The 18712-nt window shown below is 74.2% G+C and carries 17 protein-coding genes; 8 read left to right on the plus strand and 9 right to left on the minus strand.

Annotated features, from left to right (window positions below; translation table 11 throughout):
• Positions 1–2 precede the first annotated feature (2 nt).
• Positions 3–1205, minus strand: a complete 1203-nt coding sequence (locus LG395_RS22040) for a trans-sulfuration enzyme family protein (RefSeq protein WP_225810939.1) — start codon at positions 1203–1205, stop codon at positions 3–5.
• A gap of 60 nt (positions 1206–1265) precedes the next feature.
• On the opposite strand from LG395_RS22040, the gene LG395_RS22045 reads away from it, so the two are divergent.
• Positions 1266–1751 carry an Lrp/AsnC family transcriptional regulator gene (locus tag LG395_RS22045; RefSeq protein WP_225810940.1) on the plus strand — a complete coding sequence of 162 codons (486 nt, stop codon included), beginning with the start codon at positions 1266–1268 and terminating at the stop codon, positions 1749–1751.
• Between the two features lie 53 nt (positions 1752–1804).
• On the plus strand, positions 1805–3496 hold the full coding sequence (locus LG395_RS22050) for a DUF885 domain-containing protein (protein WP_225810941.1): 1692 nt from the start codon (positions 1805–1807) through the stop codon (positions 3494–3496).
• Positions 3497–3548: 52 nt separating this feature from the next.
• Here the strand turns inward: LG395_RS22050 and LG395_RS22055 are convergent, their stop codons facing one another.
• Entirely contained in the window at positions 3549–4391 is an 843-nt protein-coding gene (locus LG395_RS22055) for an SDR family oxidoreductase (protein WP_171158470.1), read from the minus strand.
• A 136-nt stretch (positions 4392–4527) separates the two neighbouring features.
• On the opposite strand from LG395_RS22055, the gene LG395_RS22060 reads away from it, so the two are divergent.
• The 4 genes from LG395_RS22060 (at position 4528) to LG395_RS22075 (ending at position 8247) form a co-directional block, all read left to right on the plus strand.
• Positions 4528–5205 (plus strand): hypothetical protein, encoded by a 678-nt coding sequence (locus LG395_RS22060; protein ID WP_171158468.1) that lies wholly within the window; start codon positions 4528–4530, stop codon positions 5203–5205.
• 158 nt (positions 5206–5363) lie between these two features.
• Positions 5364–5594 carry a ferredoxin gene (locus LG395_RS22065; protein ID WP_171158467.1) on the plus strand — a complete coding sequence of 77 codons (231 nt, stop codon included), beginning with the start codon at positions 5364–5366 and terminating at the stop codon, positions 5592–5594.
• A complete protein-coding gene (locus tag LG395_RS22070; protein WP_171158465.1) occupies positions 5584–6975 on the plus strand; it encodes an NAD(P)/FAD-dependent oxidoreductase in 1392 nt (463 codons plus the stop codon). The genes LG395_RS22065 and LG395_RS22070 overlap by 11 nt, the downstream gene beginning before the upstream one ends.
• Before the next feature lie 33 nt (positions 6976–7008).
• On the plus strand, positions 7009–8247 hold the full coding sequence (locus LG395_RS22075; RefSeq protein WP_225810942.1) for a cytochrome P450: 1239 nt from the start codon (positions 7009–7011) through the stop codon (positions 8245–8247).
• Positions 8248–8593: 346 nt separating this feature from the next.
• Here LG395_RS22075 and LG395_RS22080 read toward each other — a convergent pair whose 3' ends face one another.
• The 5 genes from LG395_RS22080 to LG395_RS22100 form a co-directional block, all read right to left on the minus strand.
• Positions 8594–9712, minus strand: coding sequence for a sensor histidine kinase (locus tag LG395_RS22080; protein WP_171158459.1), 1119 nt, complete (start codon positions 9710–9712; stop codon positions 8594–8596).
• Positions 9709–10362 (minus strand): response regulator, encoded by a 654-nt coding sequence (locus LG395_RS22085; protein ID WP_225810943.1) that lies wholly within the window; start codon positions 10360–10362, stop codon positions 9709–9711. The genes LG395_RS22080 and LG395_RS22085 overlap by 4 nt, the downstream gene beginning before the upstream one ends.
• 129 nt (positions 10363–10491) lie before the next feature.
• Positions 10492–11148: a histidine phosphatase family protein gene (locus LG395_RS22090; protein WP_225810944.1), complete on the minus strand. Its 657-nt coding sequence runs from the start codon at positions 11146–11148 to the stop codon at positions 10492–10494.
• A 197-nt stretch (positions 11149–11345) separates the two neighbouring features.
• Entirely contained in the window at positions 11346–11849 is a 504-nt protein-coding gene (locus LG395_RS22095; RefSeq protein WP_225810945.1) for a GNAT family N-acetyltransferase, read from the minus strand.
• Positions 11850–11901: 52 nt separating this feature from the next.
• Positions 11902–12378 carry a rhodanese-like domain-containing protein gene (locus LG395_RS22100; RefSeq protein ID WP_171158451.1) on the minus strand — a complete coding sequence of 159 codons (477 nt, stop codon included), beginning with the start codon at positions 12376–12378 and terminating at the stop codon, positions 11902–11904.
• Between the two features lie 94 nt (positions 12379–12472).
• On the opposite strand from LG395_RS22100, the gene LG395_RS22105 reads away from it, so the two are divergent.
• Both LG395_RS22105 and LG395_RS22110 read left to right on the plus strand, forming a co-directional pair.
• Positions 12473–12931 carry an Lrp/AsnC family transcriptional regulator gene (locus tag LG395_RS22105; protein ID WP_171158449.1) on the plus strand — a complete coding sequence of 153 codons (459 nt, stop codon included), beginning with the start codon at positions 12473–12475 and terminating at the stop codon, positions 12929–12931.
• A 173-nt stretch (positions 12932–13104) separates the two neighbouring features.
• Complete coding sequence (locus tag LG395_RS22110) at positions 13105–14457, plus strand: alkaline phosphatase family protein (protein ID WP_225810946.1); 1353 nt, start codon at positions 13105–13107, stop codon at positions 14455–14457.
• Positions 14458–14502: 45 nt separating this feature from the next.
• Here the strand turns inward: LG395_RS22110 and LG395_RS22115 are convergent, their stop codons facing one another.
• Positions 14503–17496, minus strand: coding sequence for an AAA family ATPase (locus LG395_RS22115; RefSeq protein WP_225810947.1), 2994 nt, complete (start codon positions 17494–17496; stop codon positions 14503–14505).
• Positions 17493–18656 (minus strand): exonuclease SbcCD subunit D, encoded by a 1164-nt coding sequence (locus tag LG395_RS22120; protein WP_225810948.1) that lies wholly within the window; start codon positions 18654–18656, stop codon positions 17493–17495. Before LG395_RS22120 ends, LG395_RS22115 begins: the two co-directional genes overlap by 4 nt.
• Between the last annotated feature and the right edge of the window lie 56 nt (positions 18657–18712).

The raw sequence follows: 18712 nt of genomic DNA on the forward strand, positions 1-18712 counted from the left end.
CCTCAGCGCACCGCCTCCCGCAGGGGCGTCACCCGGCGCGCGCCGGGGGCGCCCAGGGCCTGGTCCAGGTCGGACCACAGGTCGTCGACGTCCTCCAGGCCCACCGACAACCGCAGGAGCCGGTCGCTGACGCCGGCCCCGCGGCGGTCGTCGGCGTCCACGATGCGGTGGCTGATGGAGGCGGGGTGCTGGATGAGCGTGTCGACGCTGCCCAGGCTGACCGCGGGGGTGACGAGCCGGACCCGGGAGATCACCTCGTGCGGGTCGCCGTGCACCTCGAAGGCGATCATCGCGCCGCCGAGCCGTGGATAGCGCACCCGGGCCACGCGCGGGTCGGCGGCGAGCCTGCGGGCCAGTTCGGCGGCGTTCGCGGAGGCGGCCCGCACCCGCACCGGGAGCGTGGACAGCCCCCGCAGCAGCAGGTAGCCGGCGAGCGGATGCAGGACTCCCCCGGTGGCGAACCGTATCCGCCGTAGCCGGCCCGCGAACTCCTCGTCGCAGGCGACCACCCCGGCCAGCACGTCGCCGTGGCCGCCCAGGTACTTGGTGGCGCTGTGCAGCACCAGCCGGGCCCCCTGCTCGGCCGGGCGTTGCAGCACGGGCGTGGCGAAGGTGTTGTCGGCGAGCAGCGGCACCGAACCGCAGGCGTGCGCGACGGCCCGCAGGTCGAGTTCGGCGAGGGTCGGGTTGGCCGGGGACTCGACCATGACCAGACCGGTGTCCGGGCGCAGCGCGTCCTCGATGCCGGCCGGGTCGGTCCAGGTGACCTCCGTGCCGAGCAGCCCGGCGGTGAGCAGGTGGTCGCTGCAGCCGTACAGGGGCCGTACCGCGACGACGTGGCGCAGGCCCATGGCGGACCGGGCGAGCAGGACCGCGCTGAGCGCGGCCATGCCGCTGGCGAAGGCGACGGCGGACCCGGTGCCCTCCAGCCGGGCGAGGGCGGTCTCGAAGCGGGCGACGGTCGGGTTGCCGAGGCGGCCGTAGACGGGCGGTCCGACCGGGTCGGCGCCGTCGGTGGCGAAGGCGTCGATGCGGGCGGCCTCGGCACGGCTGTCGTAGGAGGGGTAGGTGGTGGACAGGTCGATCGGCGGGGCGTGCAGGCCCTGGCGGGCGAGGTCGTCACGGCCGGCGTGCACGGCCTCGGTGGCCAGCGCTCTCGATGCGGTGCGTACGTCGTCGTAGGCACTCGTGCTCGATGTGTCCATGACCGGAAGGGTGAACAGGGAACGGTTCCTGGGAGCCGGACGCCGTGCTACGTTCGGCCGGTGGCCGAATCTGTCGTACTGGATCCGGTCGATCTGCATCTGCTGCGGCTGTTGCAGAACGACGCCCGGACCACCTACCGCGACCTCGCCGCGCAGGTGGGCGTGGCGCCGTCGACCTGTCTGGACCGGGTGACCCGGCTGCGCCGCTCGGGTGTGATCCTCGGGCACCGGCTGCGGCTCGACCCGGGGAAGCTCGGACGCGGTCTCCAGGCACTGCTGTCCGTGCAGGTGCGGCCGCACCGGCGGGAGCTGGTGGGACCGTTCGTGGACCGGATCCGGGCGCTGCCGGAGGCGCGGTCGGTGTTCCATCTGACGGGGCCCGACGACTACCTGGTGCACGTGGCCGTCGCGGACATGGCCGATCTGCAGCGGCTGGTGCTCGACGAGTTCACGGCGCGGCGCGAGGTGGCCCGGGTGGAGACCCGGCTGATCTTCCAGCAGTGGGAGTGCGGGCCGCTGCTGCCGCCCGGGCACGCCCAGAGCTGAATCCCGGCAAACCCGGATGACGCGGCGATCGTCCTCGTACGAGGATGGGCCGCATGTCTGATACCCAGAGCCCGCTGCCCCGTCAGGTCGCCGACGCCTATGTGGACGACCTCGTCTCCCTCGACCCGGTCATCGGTACGTACCTCGGTGTGAAGGAGAGTTCGAGCAGGCTGCCCGACTACTCGCCGGCCGGTCGGGAGGCCCTGGCCGAGCTGGCACGGACCACGCTCGCGAAGCTGGACGAGGCCGAGCGGCGGCCCGGTGCGGACAGCGACGCCGAGCGGCGCTGCGCGCGGCTGCTGCGGGAGCGGCTGACCGCCGAGATCGCCGTGCACGAGGCGGACGAGCACCTGCGGGCGATCGGCAACATGAGCACGCCGGGCCACTCGGTGCGGGACATCTTCACGGTCACCCCGGCGGACACGGAGGAGGACTGGGCGGCGATAGCGCAGCGCCTGCGCGCGGTGCCCGGCGCGGTCGCGGGTTACCGCGCGTCGCTCGAACTGGGTCTGGAGCGCAAGCTGTTCGCCGCTCCCCGGCCGACCGCCACGTACATCGGCCAGCTCACCGAGTGGACGGACACGGACGGCACGGGCCGCGGCTGGTACGAGGACTTCGCCGCAGCGGGTCCGCAGGCGCTGCGCGCGGAGCTGGACGAGGCCGCGCGTGCGGCGACCGGCGCCCTGGTGGAGCTGCGGGACTGGCTGCGGGACGTGTACGCGCCGGCGATCGAGGGCGCCCCGAACGTGGTCGGCCGGGAGCGGTACGCGCGCTGGGCCCGCTACTTCAACGGCACGGACCTGGACCTGGACGAGGCGTACGCGTACGGCTGGGCGGAGTTCCACCGCATCCTCGGCGAGATGAGGACGGAGGCGGGGAAGATCCTGCCCGGCGCGGAGACGCCCTGGGTGGCGCTCGCGCACCTGGACGAGCACGGCCGGCACATCGAGGGCGTGGACGAGGTCCGGGAGTGGCTCCAGGGGCTGATGGACAGGGCGATCGAGGAGCTGGACGGCACGCACTTCGAACTGGCCGAGCGGGTACGGAAGGTCGAGTCCCGCATCGCCCCGCCCGGTGGTGCGGCGGCGCCGTACTACACGGCGCCGTCCGAGGACTTCTCCCGGCCCGGCCGCACCTGGCTGCCCACGATGGGCCAGACCCGCTTCCCGGTCTACGACCTGGTCTCGACCTGGTACCACGAGGGCGTGCCCGGCCACCACCTCCAGCTCGCGCAGTGGGCGCACGTGGCCGAGAACCTCTCCCGCTACCAGGCGACGGTCGGCGGGGTCAGCGCCAACGCGGAGGGCTGGGCGCTGTACGCGGAGCGGCTCATGGACGAGCTCGGCTACCTCACGGACCCGGAGGAGCGGCTCGGCTACCTGGACGCGCAGATGATGCGGGCGGCCCGGGTCATCGTGGACATCGGCATGCACCTGGAGCTCCGGATCCCGGCGGACTCGCCGTTCCACCCCGGGGAGCGGTGGACCCCGGAGCTGGCCGAGGAGTTCTTCGGCGCGCACAGCAGCCGCCCGGCGGACTTCGTGGAGAGCGAGCTGACCCGGTACCTGACGATCCCGGGCCAGGCGATCGGCTACAAGCTCGGGGAGCGGGCGTGGCTGCTGGGCCGGGAGAAGGCGCGCGAGCGGCACGGCGACGCGTTCGACCTGAAGGCGTGGCACATGGCGGCGCTGTCGCAGGGCTCCCTCGGCCTGGACGACCTGGTGGACGAACTGTCCCGGCTGTGACGGCCCGCGACGTCCGGCGGTGACCGCCTCGCTGCCGCGGTGACCGCCCGCGTCAGTGCCGGAAGCCGCCTTCCGAGGTGATGACCTGCCCCGTGATCCAGCCCGCCTCGTCCGTGGCCAGCCAGGCGATGAGGCGGGCCGGGTCGTCGGGTGTGCCCCAGCGCCCGGCGGGGAACCGCGCGGCCACGGCCGCGTGGACCTCGCCGGTGGCGTACCCGGTGTCGACGGGGCCGGGATTCACGGCGTTCACCGTGATGCCCCGCGCCGCGAGCGTCGTGGACAGGGAGCGGGTGACGGAGGCGAGGGCGCCCTTCTGGAGGGCGTAGGCGATCTCGCCCGGCATGCCGCCGCCGAGGTCCTGTCCGGACGTCATCAGCACCACGCGTCCGCCGGGCGTGCCCGGCGGCAGGGCGGCCCGCGAACGGGCGTACGCCTGGACGAGCAGCAGCACGGAGCGGGTGTCCACGGCCCAGTGGGCGTCGAGCATCGCGGCGTCGATGTCGTCCAGGGTGCCGTCGGAGCCGCTGAGGGCGTGGTTGGCGACGAGGATGTCGAGGCGGCCGAACTCCTCGATCACGGTGTCGACCAACCGGGCCGGTTCCGTCCGGTCCGCCAGGTCACCGGGGCCCCGCACGACGCGCGCCCCGGGGTCGCCGAGCGCCTCGCGCACGGAGCCGGCGACGGCGTCGGGGTCGTCGGCGCCCCAGGGCATCGCGGCGTCGTGCGGCACGTGGTGGTGCAGGTACACACTGGCGCCGTGGGCGGCCAGCCGCCGGGCCACCGCGTGCCCGATCCCGGCGCGTCGGCTCGCGCCGGTGACGAGTGCGGTACGGCCGCGCAGGGGCAGGGGGTCACGGCGGAGTCCGGCGGGGGTCGGCCGCGGGGGTGTGGGCACGGACGCTGACCCTAGGCAGGACGGCGCGCAGGCGCGAGTGTTTTTCCGCTCGGCCGGACGGCCGCGTCCGGGGTGGCGCCGGCGGGGCCCGGACGGCTAGCTGGTGCCGGGGGCCGATGCGGAAGGCGGGCCGGGCATGCAGGAGATCGGGCCGGGGCAGCGGGCGCTGCGGACACCGCGCTCCGCGGGGCTCGCCGGGGTCGTCTTCGCGCTGCTCCTGGCGGCGGCGATCGTCCTGGTCAGACTGGGGATCCCGGAAGGGGCCGACGCGGTGACCGCGCACGGCTTCACGGACTCCGCGCAGCGCCGGGCGTTGCGGACGGCCCTCGCGCTGGTGCCGTTCGCCGGCATCTTCTTCCTGTGGTTCATCGGCGTGATCCGCGCGCACGTCGGCGCGGGCGAGGACAAGTTCCTCGCGACGGTCTTCCTGGGCAGCGGGCTGGTCTTCACCGCCACGCTGTTCGGCGCGGCCGCGGCGGCGAGTGCCGTGCTCGTGCTGGCCCACCCGGCCGGCGTGTCACCGCCGCCGGCCACCTGGGACTTCGGCCGCCACCTCGCGTACACGCTGATGACGGAGTACGCGATGCGGATGGCGGCCGTCTTCGTGTCCTCCCTGTCGGTCATCGGCCACCGCCTCGGTGTCCTGCCGCGCCGGCTCACCGTCCTCGGCTTCCTCACCGCCGTGACGCTGCTGTTCGTGTCGTCCAACGTGCCGTGGGCGGAACTCGCCTTCCCGGCCTGGTCGCTGCTGCTCAGCGTGCACATCCTCATGGCCGGCCGCCGTGAGGGTCCGCGGCCCGCCGTCGCCGGATGACGCCGGGACCGCCCGCCGCTCACTCGATCGGCGTGCCCGGCGCGCGGCGGGCCCGCCCGGGCTCGCATGCTGGCGGGCGGGGGACGACCGCCGTCCGCAGCCGCCCGCGCTCGCCGCGCGGCGCGTCCGGACCTGGCCATGGGAAGGGCGGAGCGTCGATGAGGCTCGTCGTCGATCTCAACAAGTGTCAGGGGTACGCGCAGTGCGCGTTCCTCGCGCCCGACGTCTTCGCCATGCACGGCGAGGAGGCGCTGGTCTACGACCCGCACGCGGACGAGGAGCAGCGCGAGCGGGTGGCGCGTGCCGTGGCCGCGTGCCCGGTGCAGGCGATCACGGCGGACGGCCTGACGCGCGCGGCTGAGACGCGGGAGGCGTCCGATGGCCGCTGACTACGTGGAGTGGCTCAGACGTGAGGGCCGGATCGTGATCGTCGGTGCCTCGCTCGCCGGTCTGCGGGCCGCCGAGACGCTGCGCGCGGAGGGTTTCGCCGGTGAGCTGACCCTGATCGGTGACGAGCCCCACGAGCCGTACGACCGGCCGCCGCTGTCGAAGTCCGTGCTGCTGGGCAGGGCGTCCCCGCACCACACCGAGCTGCCGCACCGCCGGGAGATCGACGCCAAGTGGCGCCTCGGCGTGGCGGCGACCGGCCTGGACCTGACGGCCAAGCGGGTCCGGCTCGCCGACGGCGACGAGGTGGAGTACGACCGGCTGCTCATCGCGACCGGCGTCCGCGCCCGGCCGTGGCCGAAGGAGGAGGAGGCCCGGCTCGACGGGGTCTGCCTGCTGCGCACCCGGGAGGACGCGGCGGACCTGTACCGGCGGCTGAAGGCGGGGCCGCGCCGGGTGTTCGTGATCGGCGCCGGGTTCGCCGGTTCGGAGGTCGCCTCGGCGTGCCGGGAGATGGATCTCCAGGTGACCGTGGCGGAGCGCGCGGGCGCGCCGCTGGTGGGCGCGCTCGGCGGGGTCGTCGGCGCGGTCGCGGCGGACCTGCAGAGCGAGAACGGGGTGGACCTGCGCACCCATGTCACGGTGACCGCGCTGGAGGGCGACGGGGTCGGCAGGGTGCGGGCCGTCCATCTGTCCGACGAGAGCGTCGTCGAGGCGGACGTGGTCGTGGTGTCGCTGGGTTCGCTGCGCAATACCGAGTGGCTGACCGGGTCGGGGCTCGGCGCCGGGCCCCGGGGCATCGCCTGTGACGCGGGCTGCCGCGCCTTCGACTTCCGGGGGATCGTCACGGACGACGTCTTCGTGGCCGGCGACGTGGCGCGGTCCCCGCACGCCATCTTCGGCTACCAGTTCCTGTCGCTGGAGCACTGGGGCAATGCCGTCGCCCAGGCGGAGACGGCCGCGCACAACATGATCTGCCACGGTGCCGACCGGCGGCCGCACCTGTGGATGCCCGCCTTCTGGTCGTCGATGTTCGGTGTGAACATCAAGTCGGTCGGGGTGCCGCCCATGGGCGAGGAGCTCATGATCACGCAGGGCTCGCTGGCCGAGCGCCGGTTCGTCGGCGTCTACGGCCACCAGGGCCGGATCGTGGCCGCCGTGACCTTCGACAACACGCGGTGGCTCGAGTTCTACCAGCGGCAGATCGAGCGGGGGGCGCCGTTCCCGGTGGAGTACCCGACGGTGGACCGGCGTCCCGAAGGCCGGCAGCCGGTGCCGGCCGCGTTCCCGGACCCGTCCCTGCCGACGCACGGCCCGATGGTCACCCTCAGCGGCTACTCGCCGGCCGACCAGCAACTGGTCTTCCACCCCGCCCGCCACTGACCCGCCACGGCCCCGACGCCCCGAGGACCCGCCATGCCGCACGCATCGCTCGCCCGCCGGATCACCGACTACGCCAACCGCGCCAACCCGTACCCCCTCTACGAGGAGCTCCGCAGGACGCCGGTGCTCCACGAGGAGGAGGGAGGGCCGTACCTCATCAGTTCGTACTACGACATCAAGGCGCTCCTCCACGATCCCCGGATCAGCTCCGACGCGGCCAACCTGGCCGCCGCCGGGACTGACGAGCTGGACCAGACCGAGGAGACGGGAGGGCTGCCGCCGTCGTTCCTGCGTCTGGACCCGCCCGAGCACGACCGGTTGCGGCGCATCGCGAACAGCGCGTTCGGGCCGCCTCACCGGCCGCGGCGGATCGAGGACATGCGGGGCGGCATGCGGGAGATCGTCACCGGGCTGATCGACGGATTCGGCGACGCGCGCCAGGTGGACCTGGTCGACCGGTTCGCCTACCCGTTCCCCGTCACGGTGATCTGCCGGCTGCTCGGGGTCCCCCGGGAGGACGAGCCGCGATTCCGCACCTGGGTCGACCCGCTGGTCGCGGGCCTCGAACCGGCGGCAGGGCCGGACCGGGACGCCGACGCCCAGAGGACGGCACGGGAAGCCCGGATGCAGCTCGGCATGTACCTGGCCGGACTGGTCGAGGAACGCACCAAGGAGCCGCGGGACGACCTGCTGTCCGACCTGGTCGCCGGCCGGGGCCCGGACGGCTCCCTGTCGATGATGGAGGTGCTCAGCACCGCGGTGCTGCTGCTGATCGCCGGTCACGAGACGACGGTCAACCTGATCACCAACGGCATGCTCACCCTGCTGCGCCACCCGGAGATCCTCCAGCGGCTGCGGGAGGACCCGGGGCTGTCGGTCAACATCGTGGAGGAGCTGCTGCGGTACGAACCACCGGTGCAGCTGGTGCCGCAGCGCACCTGCATCGCCGACATCGAGGTGCGCGGGGTCACGATCCCCAAGGGCTCGCGCATCTGGCTGGTGCTCGCCGCGGGCAACCGGGACCCGGAGCGGTTCGAGGACCCGGAGCGGTTCGACCCGGACCGCGGTGACATCCAGCACCTCGGCTTCGGCAGTGGCATCCACAGCTGTTTCGGCGCCCCGCTGGCGCGGCTGGAGGCCCAGATCGCGCTGTCCGAGCTGGCCCGGCGGCTGGAGGGCCCCCGGCTGGTCGAGGACCCGCCGCCGTACCGGCGCAACGCCGTGCTGCGCGGCCCCCGGCACCTGGGCGTCACCTTCGACGGGCTGCGCTGAGCACGTCGTCCGCTCACCGCGGACTTCCGCCGACAGCACCGGTGAGCGTCACCGGCACCGGGCAGCGGCAGCACCTGTGAGGGTCACCTGCACCGGGCAGCGGCAGCCGCGGCTGGGTCGGCGCGGTGCTGGTGCCCCGGACCGGTCGACCCGCCGGCGCGGAGCAGGGCACAACGCCGGGCCGCGCGGCCCCCGGCACCTGGGCAACGCCCCTGCGCCGACATCACCAACGGTGGCCACCGGCACCGGCCGGCGGCAGCGGCGGTGTTGCCGACCGGACCGATCGACCCGCCGACGCGGCGCAGGGCGCGACGCCGGGCCGCGCGGCCCCCGGCACGTCGTCCGCTCACCCCGTGACCTCCGCCGGCAGCACCACGCAGACCTCGTAACCGCCGTCGCTCGTCGGGCCCGCGGTCATGGTGCCGCCGAGGAGCTCGGCGCGCTGGCGCAGCCCGATCAGGCCGTGGTGGGCACCGGGCAGCGGCAGCGGCGGCTGGGTCGGCGCGGTGTTGGTGACCCGGACCCGGATCGACCCGTCGGCGTGCACCAGGTCTATGCGCGCCTTGGCGCCGGGAGCGTGCTTGCGGGTGTTGGTCAGCGCTTCCTGGACCGTGCGGTAGACCGCGCGCTGGACGGTGGCCGGGAGTCCTTCGGGCAGGTCCGTGCGCAGCTCGGTCTCGATGCCGCTGCTGTCGGCCAGCCGCTGGATGTCGCTGAGCGCCGGCTGCGGGGTCAGCTCCGTGGGGTGGCCGCCGGAGGCACGCAGGACGCCGACCATGTGGCGCAGCTCGTCCAGCGTCTGCACGCTCAGCCGCCGGATCGTCGCAGCGGCCTCCTTGGTGTCCGCGTCCTTCGCGCCGACCTGGAGCGCTCCGGCGCGCACGGCGATCAGGCTGACCTGGTGCGATACGACATCGTGCATCTCCCGCGCCAGCTGGGCGCGCTCCTTGGCCAGGACGGCCTGGGCCGTCAGCAGCTGCTGGTGGTCGCGCGCCTCGGAGATCTCGGTGAGCCTCAGCGACAGGTCGCGCCGGGTCCGCACGAGCTGCCCGAGGAACACGGCGGCGGCCGCGGTGGCGGCGCTGTAGCCGAACGGGATCAGCCTGCTGAGCGCGGTCAGATCGAAGCTCGGTGACGGCAGGGCAGTGGTGTCGCAGAACGCGAAGGCCAGGACGCACAGGAGCAGCAGCGTCCGGGGGCGGCTGAGGGAGGCGAGGGTGTAGAGCGCGGCCAGGCAGGCGACGACCGAGTCGGAGAGCAGGACGGCCGGGAGGGTCAGCAGGAAGGTGAGCAGCGGCTGGCGCCGGCGCAGCAGCAGGACGACGGCGGCGGCCAGGGCGCACGCCATCCGCAACGGCTCGGCGATGTCCCAGTGGGCCCACACGTCGAGGAGCGCCATGGCGATCGCCACGCCGTCCAGCAGCAGCGGGGACGGACGGCGCAGCGGGGACGGGCGGGGGGTCATCCGGTCCCCTCCACGAGGAGTCCGGCCCGCTGGGCGAGGAGGGCGGCCTGGACCCTGCCGCTGACCTCCAGCTTGGTGAGGATGGCGCTGACATGGTCCTTGACGGTGCCGGTGCTCAGGTGCATGCGGGCCGCGATCTCGGCGTTCGACAGGCCCTCGGCGAGGAGGAGCAGCACCTCGCGCTCCCGGCAGGTGAGCCGTTCGACGGCCTTGGGCGGGTGCTCCGGCCCTCCTGCGCTCAGATAGCCGTCCACCACCGTGCGCGTGACCTTGGGTGACAGCACGGTGCCGCCGCGGGCCAGGTTCTGCACGGCCAGCGGCAGCGCCTCGGGGTCGGTGTCCTTGAGGAGGAATCCGGCCGCGCCCGAGCGCAGCGCCGTCTCCACGTACTCGTCCATGTCGAACGTGGTGAGCATGGCCACCACGGGGGGCTCCCGCAGCCGGCGGATCTCACCCAGAACGGTGAGCCCGTCCACGTCGGGCATGCGGATGTCCAGCAGGACCACGTCGGGGCGCTGCTCGCGCACCGCCCGCAGGGCCTGTCCGCCGGACACCGCGCCGACGACCTCGATGCCGTCGGCGGCGGCCAGGATGCGCTGGAAGCCCGTGCGGATCAGGGCTTCGTCGTCGACCACCAGTACCCGGATCACGTGCGCTCCAGCCTGTATGGAACCACTGTCCCATTTCGTACCACGCCCGGGGCGGCTTCGCCGCTGGGCGCGGTACGGACAGGCTCCGACGCTCTGGTGATCGGGTGGTGGCTGGTCCGCCCCGCGGTGTCAGGGCCGGCCGGTGAGGCACATGCGCTGTCGTGTGGTCGGCGTGGTCGGCACCGCCACGGTGGGGACGCCGTCGGCCGACTTGCGGCGATGCGGGACGGTGATCCGGTCGAACCGGGTGCTCCAGTGGCCGTCGCTCAGCGTCAGCGTGACCGCGGAGCCGGGCGGGATCCGCAGGTGCGGGAAGGAGCGGACGGGTACGGACAGGGCGTGGACCAGCGCGGCCCTGATGACGGAGACCTCGGTGATGACGAGGACGCGTCCGGTGCCGGCGGGGAGGGTGTCCAGCCAGGCGGCCGTCCGGCGGCACAGCTCGCGGACGGTCTCACCGCCGTGCGGTGCGGCGTCGGGATCCGTCAGCCAGACGGACAGCCCGTGCGGGTCGACGGCCGCGATGTCCTCGGGGGTACGGCCGTTCCAGCTGCCGTGGTCGAGGTCGCGCAGCTCGGGCTCGGGCACGGCCGCGACGGCGAGGGCCTCGGCGGTCTGCGCGCAGCGGGCGGAGGGCCCGCGCAGGGCCACCGCGTACGGTGGGAGGGTCGCTGTCATGGCTGCCAGCTCACGCCGGCGGCGCTCGCTCACGGCACCGTCCCCGAAGACCTGGCCGAGGCCGTCTTCCGCGGTGGTCGCGCAGAGCATCGTCAGTCGCACCGTCACTGTCCGACCTCCTTCTCCGATCGGGAGGGCCACGCGGCCGGCGGACCAGCCGGGGCAGAGCCGTTTCCCTTGGTCACAACGTTCCAGAAAAGGTGCTGCCTCAACCTCCCGCAGGTGGCCGGACCACCCCCGCCGATCGGGGGGTGCCCCGCCGGTCCGGGGCCTGTCGTCGTCCGGCCTGGTCCGGGACAGCACACCTACGGCCGGAGCGTGACCAGGTCGCACTGGTACGAGGTGCCCGGCTTGCCACCGAGGTCGGCCGGGTCGGCCGGTCCGACCGGGACGAACCCCGCTTTGGCCAGCACCCTGCGGGACGCGACGTTCCGGTGGGAGGTGGCCGCCCGCAGCACCCGCAGTCCGTGCCGGCGGGCCGCCAGGCGGCACAGCTCCCGGACGGTCTCGGTGGCCAGGCCGCGGCCCGCGGCGTGCTCGGCGACCCGGTAGCCGAGTTCCGCGGTGCCGTTCTCGATGCCGACCAGGTTGAACCGGCCGAGGACCGACCCGTCCTCGGCGAGGAGCACGTGGAAGGCACAGGTGCCCGTCTCCTGCTCGGCCAGCAGGGCGTTGTAGCGGTCGGTGAACTGCTCGAAGTAGTCGTCGCCGCGGTCGGAGATCGAGGCGGCGAAGTAGGCGCGGTTCGACAGCTCGAAGTCCAGGACCGCAGGGGCGTGGCCGGCGTGCAGCCGCTTCAGCTCGGGCACTGCCCGACTGTACCCGAACGGGCTGCCGTGGCCGCCCGTTCGGCGGCGCGCCTCAGCAGCCGCACTCGCCCGCCACGGGTGCCGTCAGCGGATCGGCGTCCCGGCGCGCCGGGCCCTGCCAGGTCTCGTAGGGGAGGCCCTCGCGGGCCCAGTACTCGAAGCCGCCGAGCAGCTCCTTGACCCGGTAGCCGAGTTCGGCCAGGGCGAGGGCGGCGCGGGTGGCGCCGTTGCAGCCGGGGCCCCAGCAGTACGTCACCACCGGCACCTCCGGGTCGAGGAGCTGTGCGGCCTGCCGCGGGACGAGGGCGGTGGGCAGGTGGACGGCGCCGGGGATGTGGCCCTGGTCCCAGGACTCGGTGGAGCGCGAGTCCACGACGACGAAGCCGGGGTCGCCGCCGGCCGCCAGCGCGGCGGCGACGTCGGAGACATCGGCGTGGAAGGCGAGGTTCGCCCGGAAGTAGGCGGCGGCGTGTGCGGGGGCGGCCGGGGCGACGCGCAGGACGGGGTTCTCGGAAGCGGTGTCGATCATGTGGGGAAACCTACGGTCCGGCGACCGCCTGTTGAAGGGACGATCCCCGGGCCCGCCCTTGCCCGGCCGGGGATTCCCCTGTTATCCATCCAGGATGACCGCGCATTCCCCCGACGCCACCGACCGGCGCATCCTCGACGTCCTCCAGCGCGACGGACGGGCCAGCTACGCCGAGCTGGCGCGGGCGGTTTCCATGTCGCCGAGCGCCGTCACCGAGCGGGTACGGCGACTGGAGGAGGCCGGCGTGATCCAGGGGTACGCGGCGGTGGTCGCTCCCGAGCGGCTGGGCCTGCCGATCCTCGCGTTCGTACGCCTGCGCTACCCGAACGGCAACTACAAGCCGTTCCACGACCTGGTCGCGGTGACGCCGGAGATCCTGGAGGCACACCACGTCACGGGCGACGACTGCTTCGTCATCAAGGTCGCCGCGCGGTCGATGTCCCATCTGGAGGAGGTCTCGGGACGGATCGGCGCGCTGGGCTCCGTGACCACCAGCGTCGTGTACTCCTCCCCGCTGACCCGGCGTCCGCTGGGGGGTTGGACCGCTCCCTGACGCCCTCGGGTTCCCCGGGCTGGACGCGCGGGCCTGGTCCCCCGGCCGCGTCTTCCGGATGCGCCGCGTCGCCGAGCGAGGTACGGCCCCGCGTCCTACGGTGGAAGTGGGGCCACTGCCGTGGCCGGTGGGGCCTCGCTCCCCCCGTCCTCGCGAACCGCGGGAGATTCCCGATGACTTCGGACACCGCACCGTTGGACAGAGTGGACCATCTCGTGGTCCTCATGCTGGAGAACCGTTCCCTGGACAACATGCTCGGGTTCCTCTACACCGACCAGGGCAACCGCTCGCCCCGCGGCGACGCCTTCGAGGGACTGACCGGCGCGGAGGCCAACCCCGACGGGAACGGCGGCAAGGTCACCGTCTTCCGGATCGACCCGGCCGAGCCCGGGGCGTACTTCATGCCGGGCTCCATCCCCGGGGAGGAGTTCGACCGGGTGAACGTCCAGTTGTTCGGCACGGAGCATCCGCCCACACCCGTCCCCGACGCGACCAACGACGGCTTCGTCATCGACTACGCGCAGGTCTATCCGACGCGGAGCGGTAACTCCCCGGACGTCACCGCGAGCGACATCATGGGCTGCTTCACCCCGGAAGGCGTGCCGGTGCTGTCCGGACTGGCCCGGGGCTACGCGGTGTGCGACCACTGGTACTGCTCGGTGCCCACCCAGACCCTGCCCAACCGGGCCTTCGCCCTTGCCGGGACCAGCCTGGGCTACCTGCTCGACAAGACCAGTCTGCAACTCGCGGAACAGACGCAGCGACCCTTGTTCGACACTCCGAGCATCTTCGGCCGGCTCGGTGACGCGTTCGACTGGATGGTGTACGGGTACAACAAGTGGCCGAAGACCATGGCCGACTTCCCCGACACCCAGCGGGCCGGCATGCGTCACTTCGGCCAGTTCATGGACTTCGCGAAGGCGGCCGCCGGCGGCCGACTGCCCGCCTTCACCTTCCTGGAGCCCTCGTGGGGAACCACGGGGAACAGCCAGCATCCCCACGATGACGTGGCCCTGGGCGAGCGCCTCGTGTACGACACCTATCAGGCCCTGCGCCGCGGACCGGACTGGGCCAGGACCTTGCTGGTCGTCACCTACGACGAGCACGGCGGCTGTTACGACCACGTGCCTCCGCCCGCCGGCGCGACGCCACCCGACGACATCCGGGGAGTGGAGTTCGACTTCGACTTCACCCGGTTCGGGGTACGCGTGCCCGCCGTGCTGGTGTCGCCCCTCATCGAGCCCGGGACCGTCTTCCGCGTCCCCGACGACAGCGCGCCGCTGGACCACACCTCGCTGCTCAAGACGATCGGACAGAGATGGGGCCTGGAGCCGCTGACGGGCCGTGATGCCGCCGCACCCGGCATAGGGGACGTCCTGACCCTGGAGAGACCACGCGATGACGATCCGCTGTCCGATGTCCTCGTCCCCGTCTCCAGGGGCGGCAACCCCGCCCGGACCGAGACCTCACACCTCGACGCCGCCTACCACAGCCTCGTCGCCGCGAACCTCATCCCGCGTATGTGAGTGACGGCCTGAGCCCGGCGTCCGGAGAACCCCGCGCGCGACTCGTCATCCGACGCCCCGCTGCCGCAGTGTCGAGCCCGAGCGGTCCTTGACGACCTCCAGCTGGGCGTGAACGCGGCGGCGCAGGTCGGGGACGTGGCTGACGATGCCGACGCTGCGGTCGCGTTCGCGCAGGGAGTCCAGGACGTCCAGGACCTCGTCCAGGGTCTGGTCGTCCAGGCTGCCGAAGCCCTCGTCGATGAAGAGGGTGTCCAGGCGGACGCCGCCGGCCTCGTCAGTGACGACGTCGGCGAGGCCGAGCGCGAGCGCGAGGGAGGCGAAGAAGGTCTCGCCGCCGGACAGGGTGGCGGTGTCCCGTTCCCGTCCGGTCCAGGCGTCGACCACGTGCAGTCCCAGCCCGGAGCGCCCGCGCCCGGTGCGGTCGTCGGAGTGGACGAGGGTGTAGCGGCCCGACGACATGCGCTGGAGGCGGACGGTCGCGGCGGCGGCGACCTGTTCGAGACGGGCCGCCAGGACGTACGACTCCAGACGCATCCGGCGTTCGTTGTCGGCGGAGGTGCCCGCGGTGAGGGCGGCGAGCCGGGCGACCCGGTCGTACTCCTCGCGCAGCGGGCCGAGCCGGCGTACGGCCTGGCCGGCGCGGGCGGAGAGGCGGTCCAGCTGCGCGCAGCAGCGGGCGGCGGCGTCGCGCGCGGAGGCCGCCTCGCGCAGCCGCCGTTCCGCCGCGGCCGCGGTCCGTTCGGCCGTGGCCGGGTCGGCGGGCGGCTGCTGGGCGGCCGCCGCGGTAGCGGGGTCGGCGAGGACCGCGCGGACGGCGGCCTTCTCCTGCTGCCAGGCGTCCAGGCGGTGCTGGAGGTCACGGTGGGCGGCCGGGTCCAGGAGGGCCGCCGCGGCGGCCTGCGGCGTGTCGAAGCCGGCCCGGTAGGCGGCGTCGGCGAGGCGGGCGTCGGCGTCCTTCAGCCGCTGGGCGGCGTCCTCGGCGGCGCGCACGGCGTCGGCGGCCTCGGTGAGCAGGGCCGCCCGCCGCTCCAGCTGGGCGGCCCGCGCGGCCACGCTGCCGGCGCTGCCCCGGGCCTGCTCCAGCTCGGCCTGGAGCTGGGTCTGTTCCCGTTCCAGGGTGTCGCGGCGGGTGAGCCGGGAGGCGGCCCGTACGGCGGCCTGCTGGCGGTCGGCGAGCCGCTGCTCGCGTTCCCGCTCGGCACGCCGCAGTTCCTCCTGGGCGGGGTGCAGGGCGGAGGCCGCGCGGCGGGCGCGGGCGTACTCCTGCTCCAGCCGGTCCGCCTCGGCGGCGAGTCGGTCGGTGGGCGTGTCCCCGGCCTCGGCGGTGGCGGCGGCCAGGGCCTCGCGGACCTCGCCGAGACGCCGCTCGTCCCCGGTGTGCTGCTCCTCGGCCCGCCGGCATGCGGCGAGGGCCCGGTCCTCGGCCTCGCGGTCGACGTGTCCGGCGACCCTGCGGGCGGGGGCGGGGTGTTCGGTGGCTCCGCAGACCGCGCAGGGCTCGCCGTCGGTGAGATGGGCGGCCAGTTCGGCGGCGATGCCGTTCAGCCGCTGTTCCTTGAGGTCGAGCCAGTGGACGCGGGCGTCGAGGGCGCGCTGCCGCGCGGCGTCCGCGCGCTGCCGGGCCTGTTCGAGGTCGGCGGCGAGCCGGTCGCGGGTGCGGGCCGCGTCGAGCCGGCGCCGCATGGGGTCGCGCTGGACGGCGAGCTGTTCGGCGCGGGTGGCGGCTTCCTGGGCGGAGTCGACGCGGGTCTGGAGGGCCGCGCGGACGCCGTCCCAGTCGGCGAGCCAGGCCTCCGCCTCGCGCAGGACGTCCTCGTCGGCGCGCTCCTGCCGGTCGAGTCCGGCCCGCTCCTCGGCGAGTTCGGCGAGCCTGCGTTCGGCGCGCCGGGCCGCGTCCAGGCCGCCGAGTTCCTCGGCGGCCCGGCGGGCGGCGGCGGCCAGTCCGCTCGCGCCAGCGTCGGCGAAGGAGTCGGGGAGCAGTCCGCGCGCGCGTGCCTCGGCCGCGGTGGTCCGGCGGTGTTCCGCCTCTGCGGCGTCCCGCAGCTCCAGGGCGGGGGCGACCGCCTCCGCCTTGCGGGCCCGCTCCATGCGCTGCTGGTTCTCCCGGTGGGCGCCGGACCGCTCCCGGAGGCGCTCGGCGCGCTGCCGGGCCTCGGCGAACCGGGCCTGCAGTCGGGCGAGTTCGCGTGTCTCGTCCAGGGTGCGGCGGGCGTCGGCGTGGGCGGACTCGGCGGCGGACAGCCGGCAGTGGGCGACGGTGAGGCGTTCCCGGGCGGTGCTGCGCGCCACGGCGGCGGCGCCGAGGACGGCCTCGGCCAGTCCCGGGTCGCCGGGTGCCAGGCCGGGCAGCTCCATGGCGTCGCCGGCCTCCTGCTGCATGCGGTGGGCGTCGGCGAGGAGGGCTGCGTCGCCCTCGCGCACGCGTGCCTCGGTGGCGCGGCGGCGTTCGGCGAGGCGCTTCTCGACGTCGGCGAAGCGCTGCGTGTCGAAGAGGCGGCCGAGGAGTCTGCCGCGGGCCTCGGCGTCGGCGCGCAGGAAGCGGGCGAAGTCGCCCTGGGGCAGCAGGACGACCTGGCAGAACTGCTCTCGGCTCATGCCGAGCAGCTGGGTGATCTCCTCGCCGATCTCCTGGTGGGAGCGGCTGCGGTCCTTCCAGACGCCGGCCGTGCCGTCGTACTCGCGCAGCCAGGTCTGGGCCTTGTCGACGGTCGTGCCCGTGCCCCGCAGCTTGGGGCGCTCCCACGGGGGCTGCCGGGTGATCTCCAGCCGGCGTCCGGCGACGGTGAGTTCGAGACGGACCTCGGTACGGGTGCCGGGCCGGGCGTGGTCGCTGCGCAGGGTCATGCCCTGGCCGTTCTGCCGGGCGCCGGGGACGGAGCCGTAGAGGGCGTAGCAGACGGCGTCCAGGACGGACGTCTTGCCGGCGCCGGTGGGGCCGTGCAGCAGGAACAGCCCGGCGGCGGACAGGGCGTCGAAGTCGACGCTCTGGGCGCTTCCGAAGGGTCCGAAGGCGGTGAGGTCGAGCCGGTGCAGCCTCACCGGGCCACCTCCCGCACGGCGTCGTCGGCGCGCACGGCGTCGAAGGCCTCGCGCAGCACGGCCGCCTCCTGCTCGTCGGGTCCGGTGCCGCGCACGTGGGCGACGAAGTCCTGGGCGATCTGCTGGTCGCTGCGGCCGGCGAGGCGGCGGGCGTACGACACCTGGGGGTCGTCCGGGGTGCGCTCGGGGGCGAAGACCAGGCTGAGGGTGTGCGGGAACCGCTCGGTGAGCCGGGCCATGGGGTCGGCCGGGCGGACGGGGTCGGTGAGGGTGGCCTCGACCCAGGCGTCCTCGTGGCGGGTCAGCGCCGGGTCGGCGAGAAGGTCGTCCAGGGTGCCGCTGAGGCGGGCGAGCGGGCGGGGCACCGGGCAGTCGACGCGTTCGGCCGTGAGGGAGCCGTCCGCGTCCAGGTCGATCAGCCACATGCTCTTGCGGTGGCCGGCCTCGGAGAAGGAGTAGGCGAGCGGCGATCCGGAGTAGCGCACGCGCTCGGTGATGGTCTGGCAGCCGTGCAGGTGCCCGAGCGCCACGTAGTCGACGCCGTCGAAGACGCCGGCCGGTACGGCGGCCACTCCCCCGACGGTGATGTCCCGCTCGCTGTCGCTGGCCTCGCCGCCGGTGACGAAGGCGTGGGCGAGGACGACGGAACGCGTGCCCGGCGCGCGGGTGGCGAGGTCGGCGCGTACGCGGTCCATGGCGGCGCCCAGCACGGTCTCGTGGCCGGCCTTGTCGACGCCGAACTCGTCCTTCACCAGGGCCGGTTCCAGGTACGGCAGGCCGTAGAAGGCGACGTCGCCGTGGGCGTCGGGGAGCACGACGGGGGTGCCGGCGGCGGACGGCTCGGTGCGCAGGTGGATGCCCGCGCGGCCGATGAGTCCGGCGCCGACGCCGAGACGGCGGGCCGAGTCGTGGTTGCCGGAGATCATCACCGTGGGCACGCCGAGGCCGGCCAGGCGGTGCAGGGCGGCGTCGAACAGCTCGATCGCGGCGAGCGGGGGCACCGCGCGGTCGTACACATCGCCCGACACGACCACCGCGTCCACCTCGCGCTCACGCACGGTGGTGACGAGGTGACCGATGAACTCGGCCTGGGCCCCGAGCAGGTTCACCCGGTGGAAGGCCCGGCCGAGGTGCCAGTCGGACGTGTGCAGGATCCTCATGATCCCCGAGCGTAACGGCCGGGTCCGACAGCACGGGCGGTTACTCCGGTACCAGC

Origin of the sequence: Streptomyces spinosus, from assembly GCF_020400655.1 — a bacterium.
Classification (GTDB): Bacteria; Actinomycetota; Actinomycetes; order Streptomycetales; family Streptomycetaceae; genus Streptomyces; species Streptomyces argyrophylli.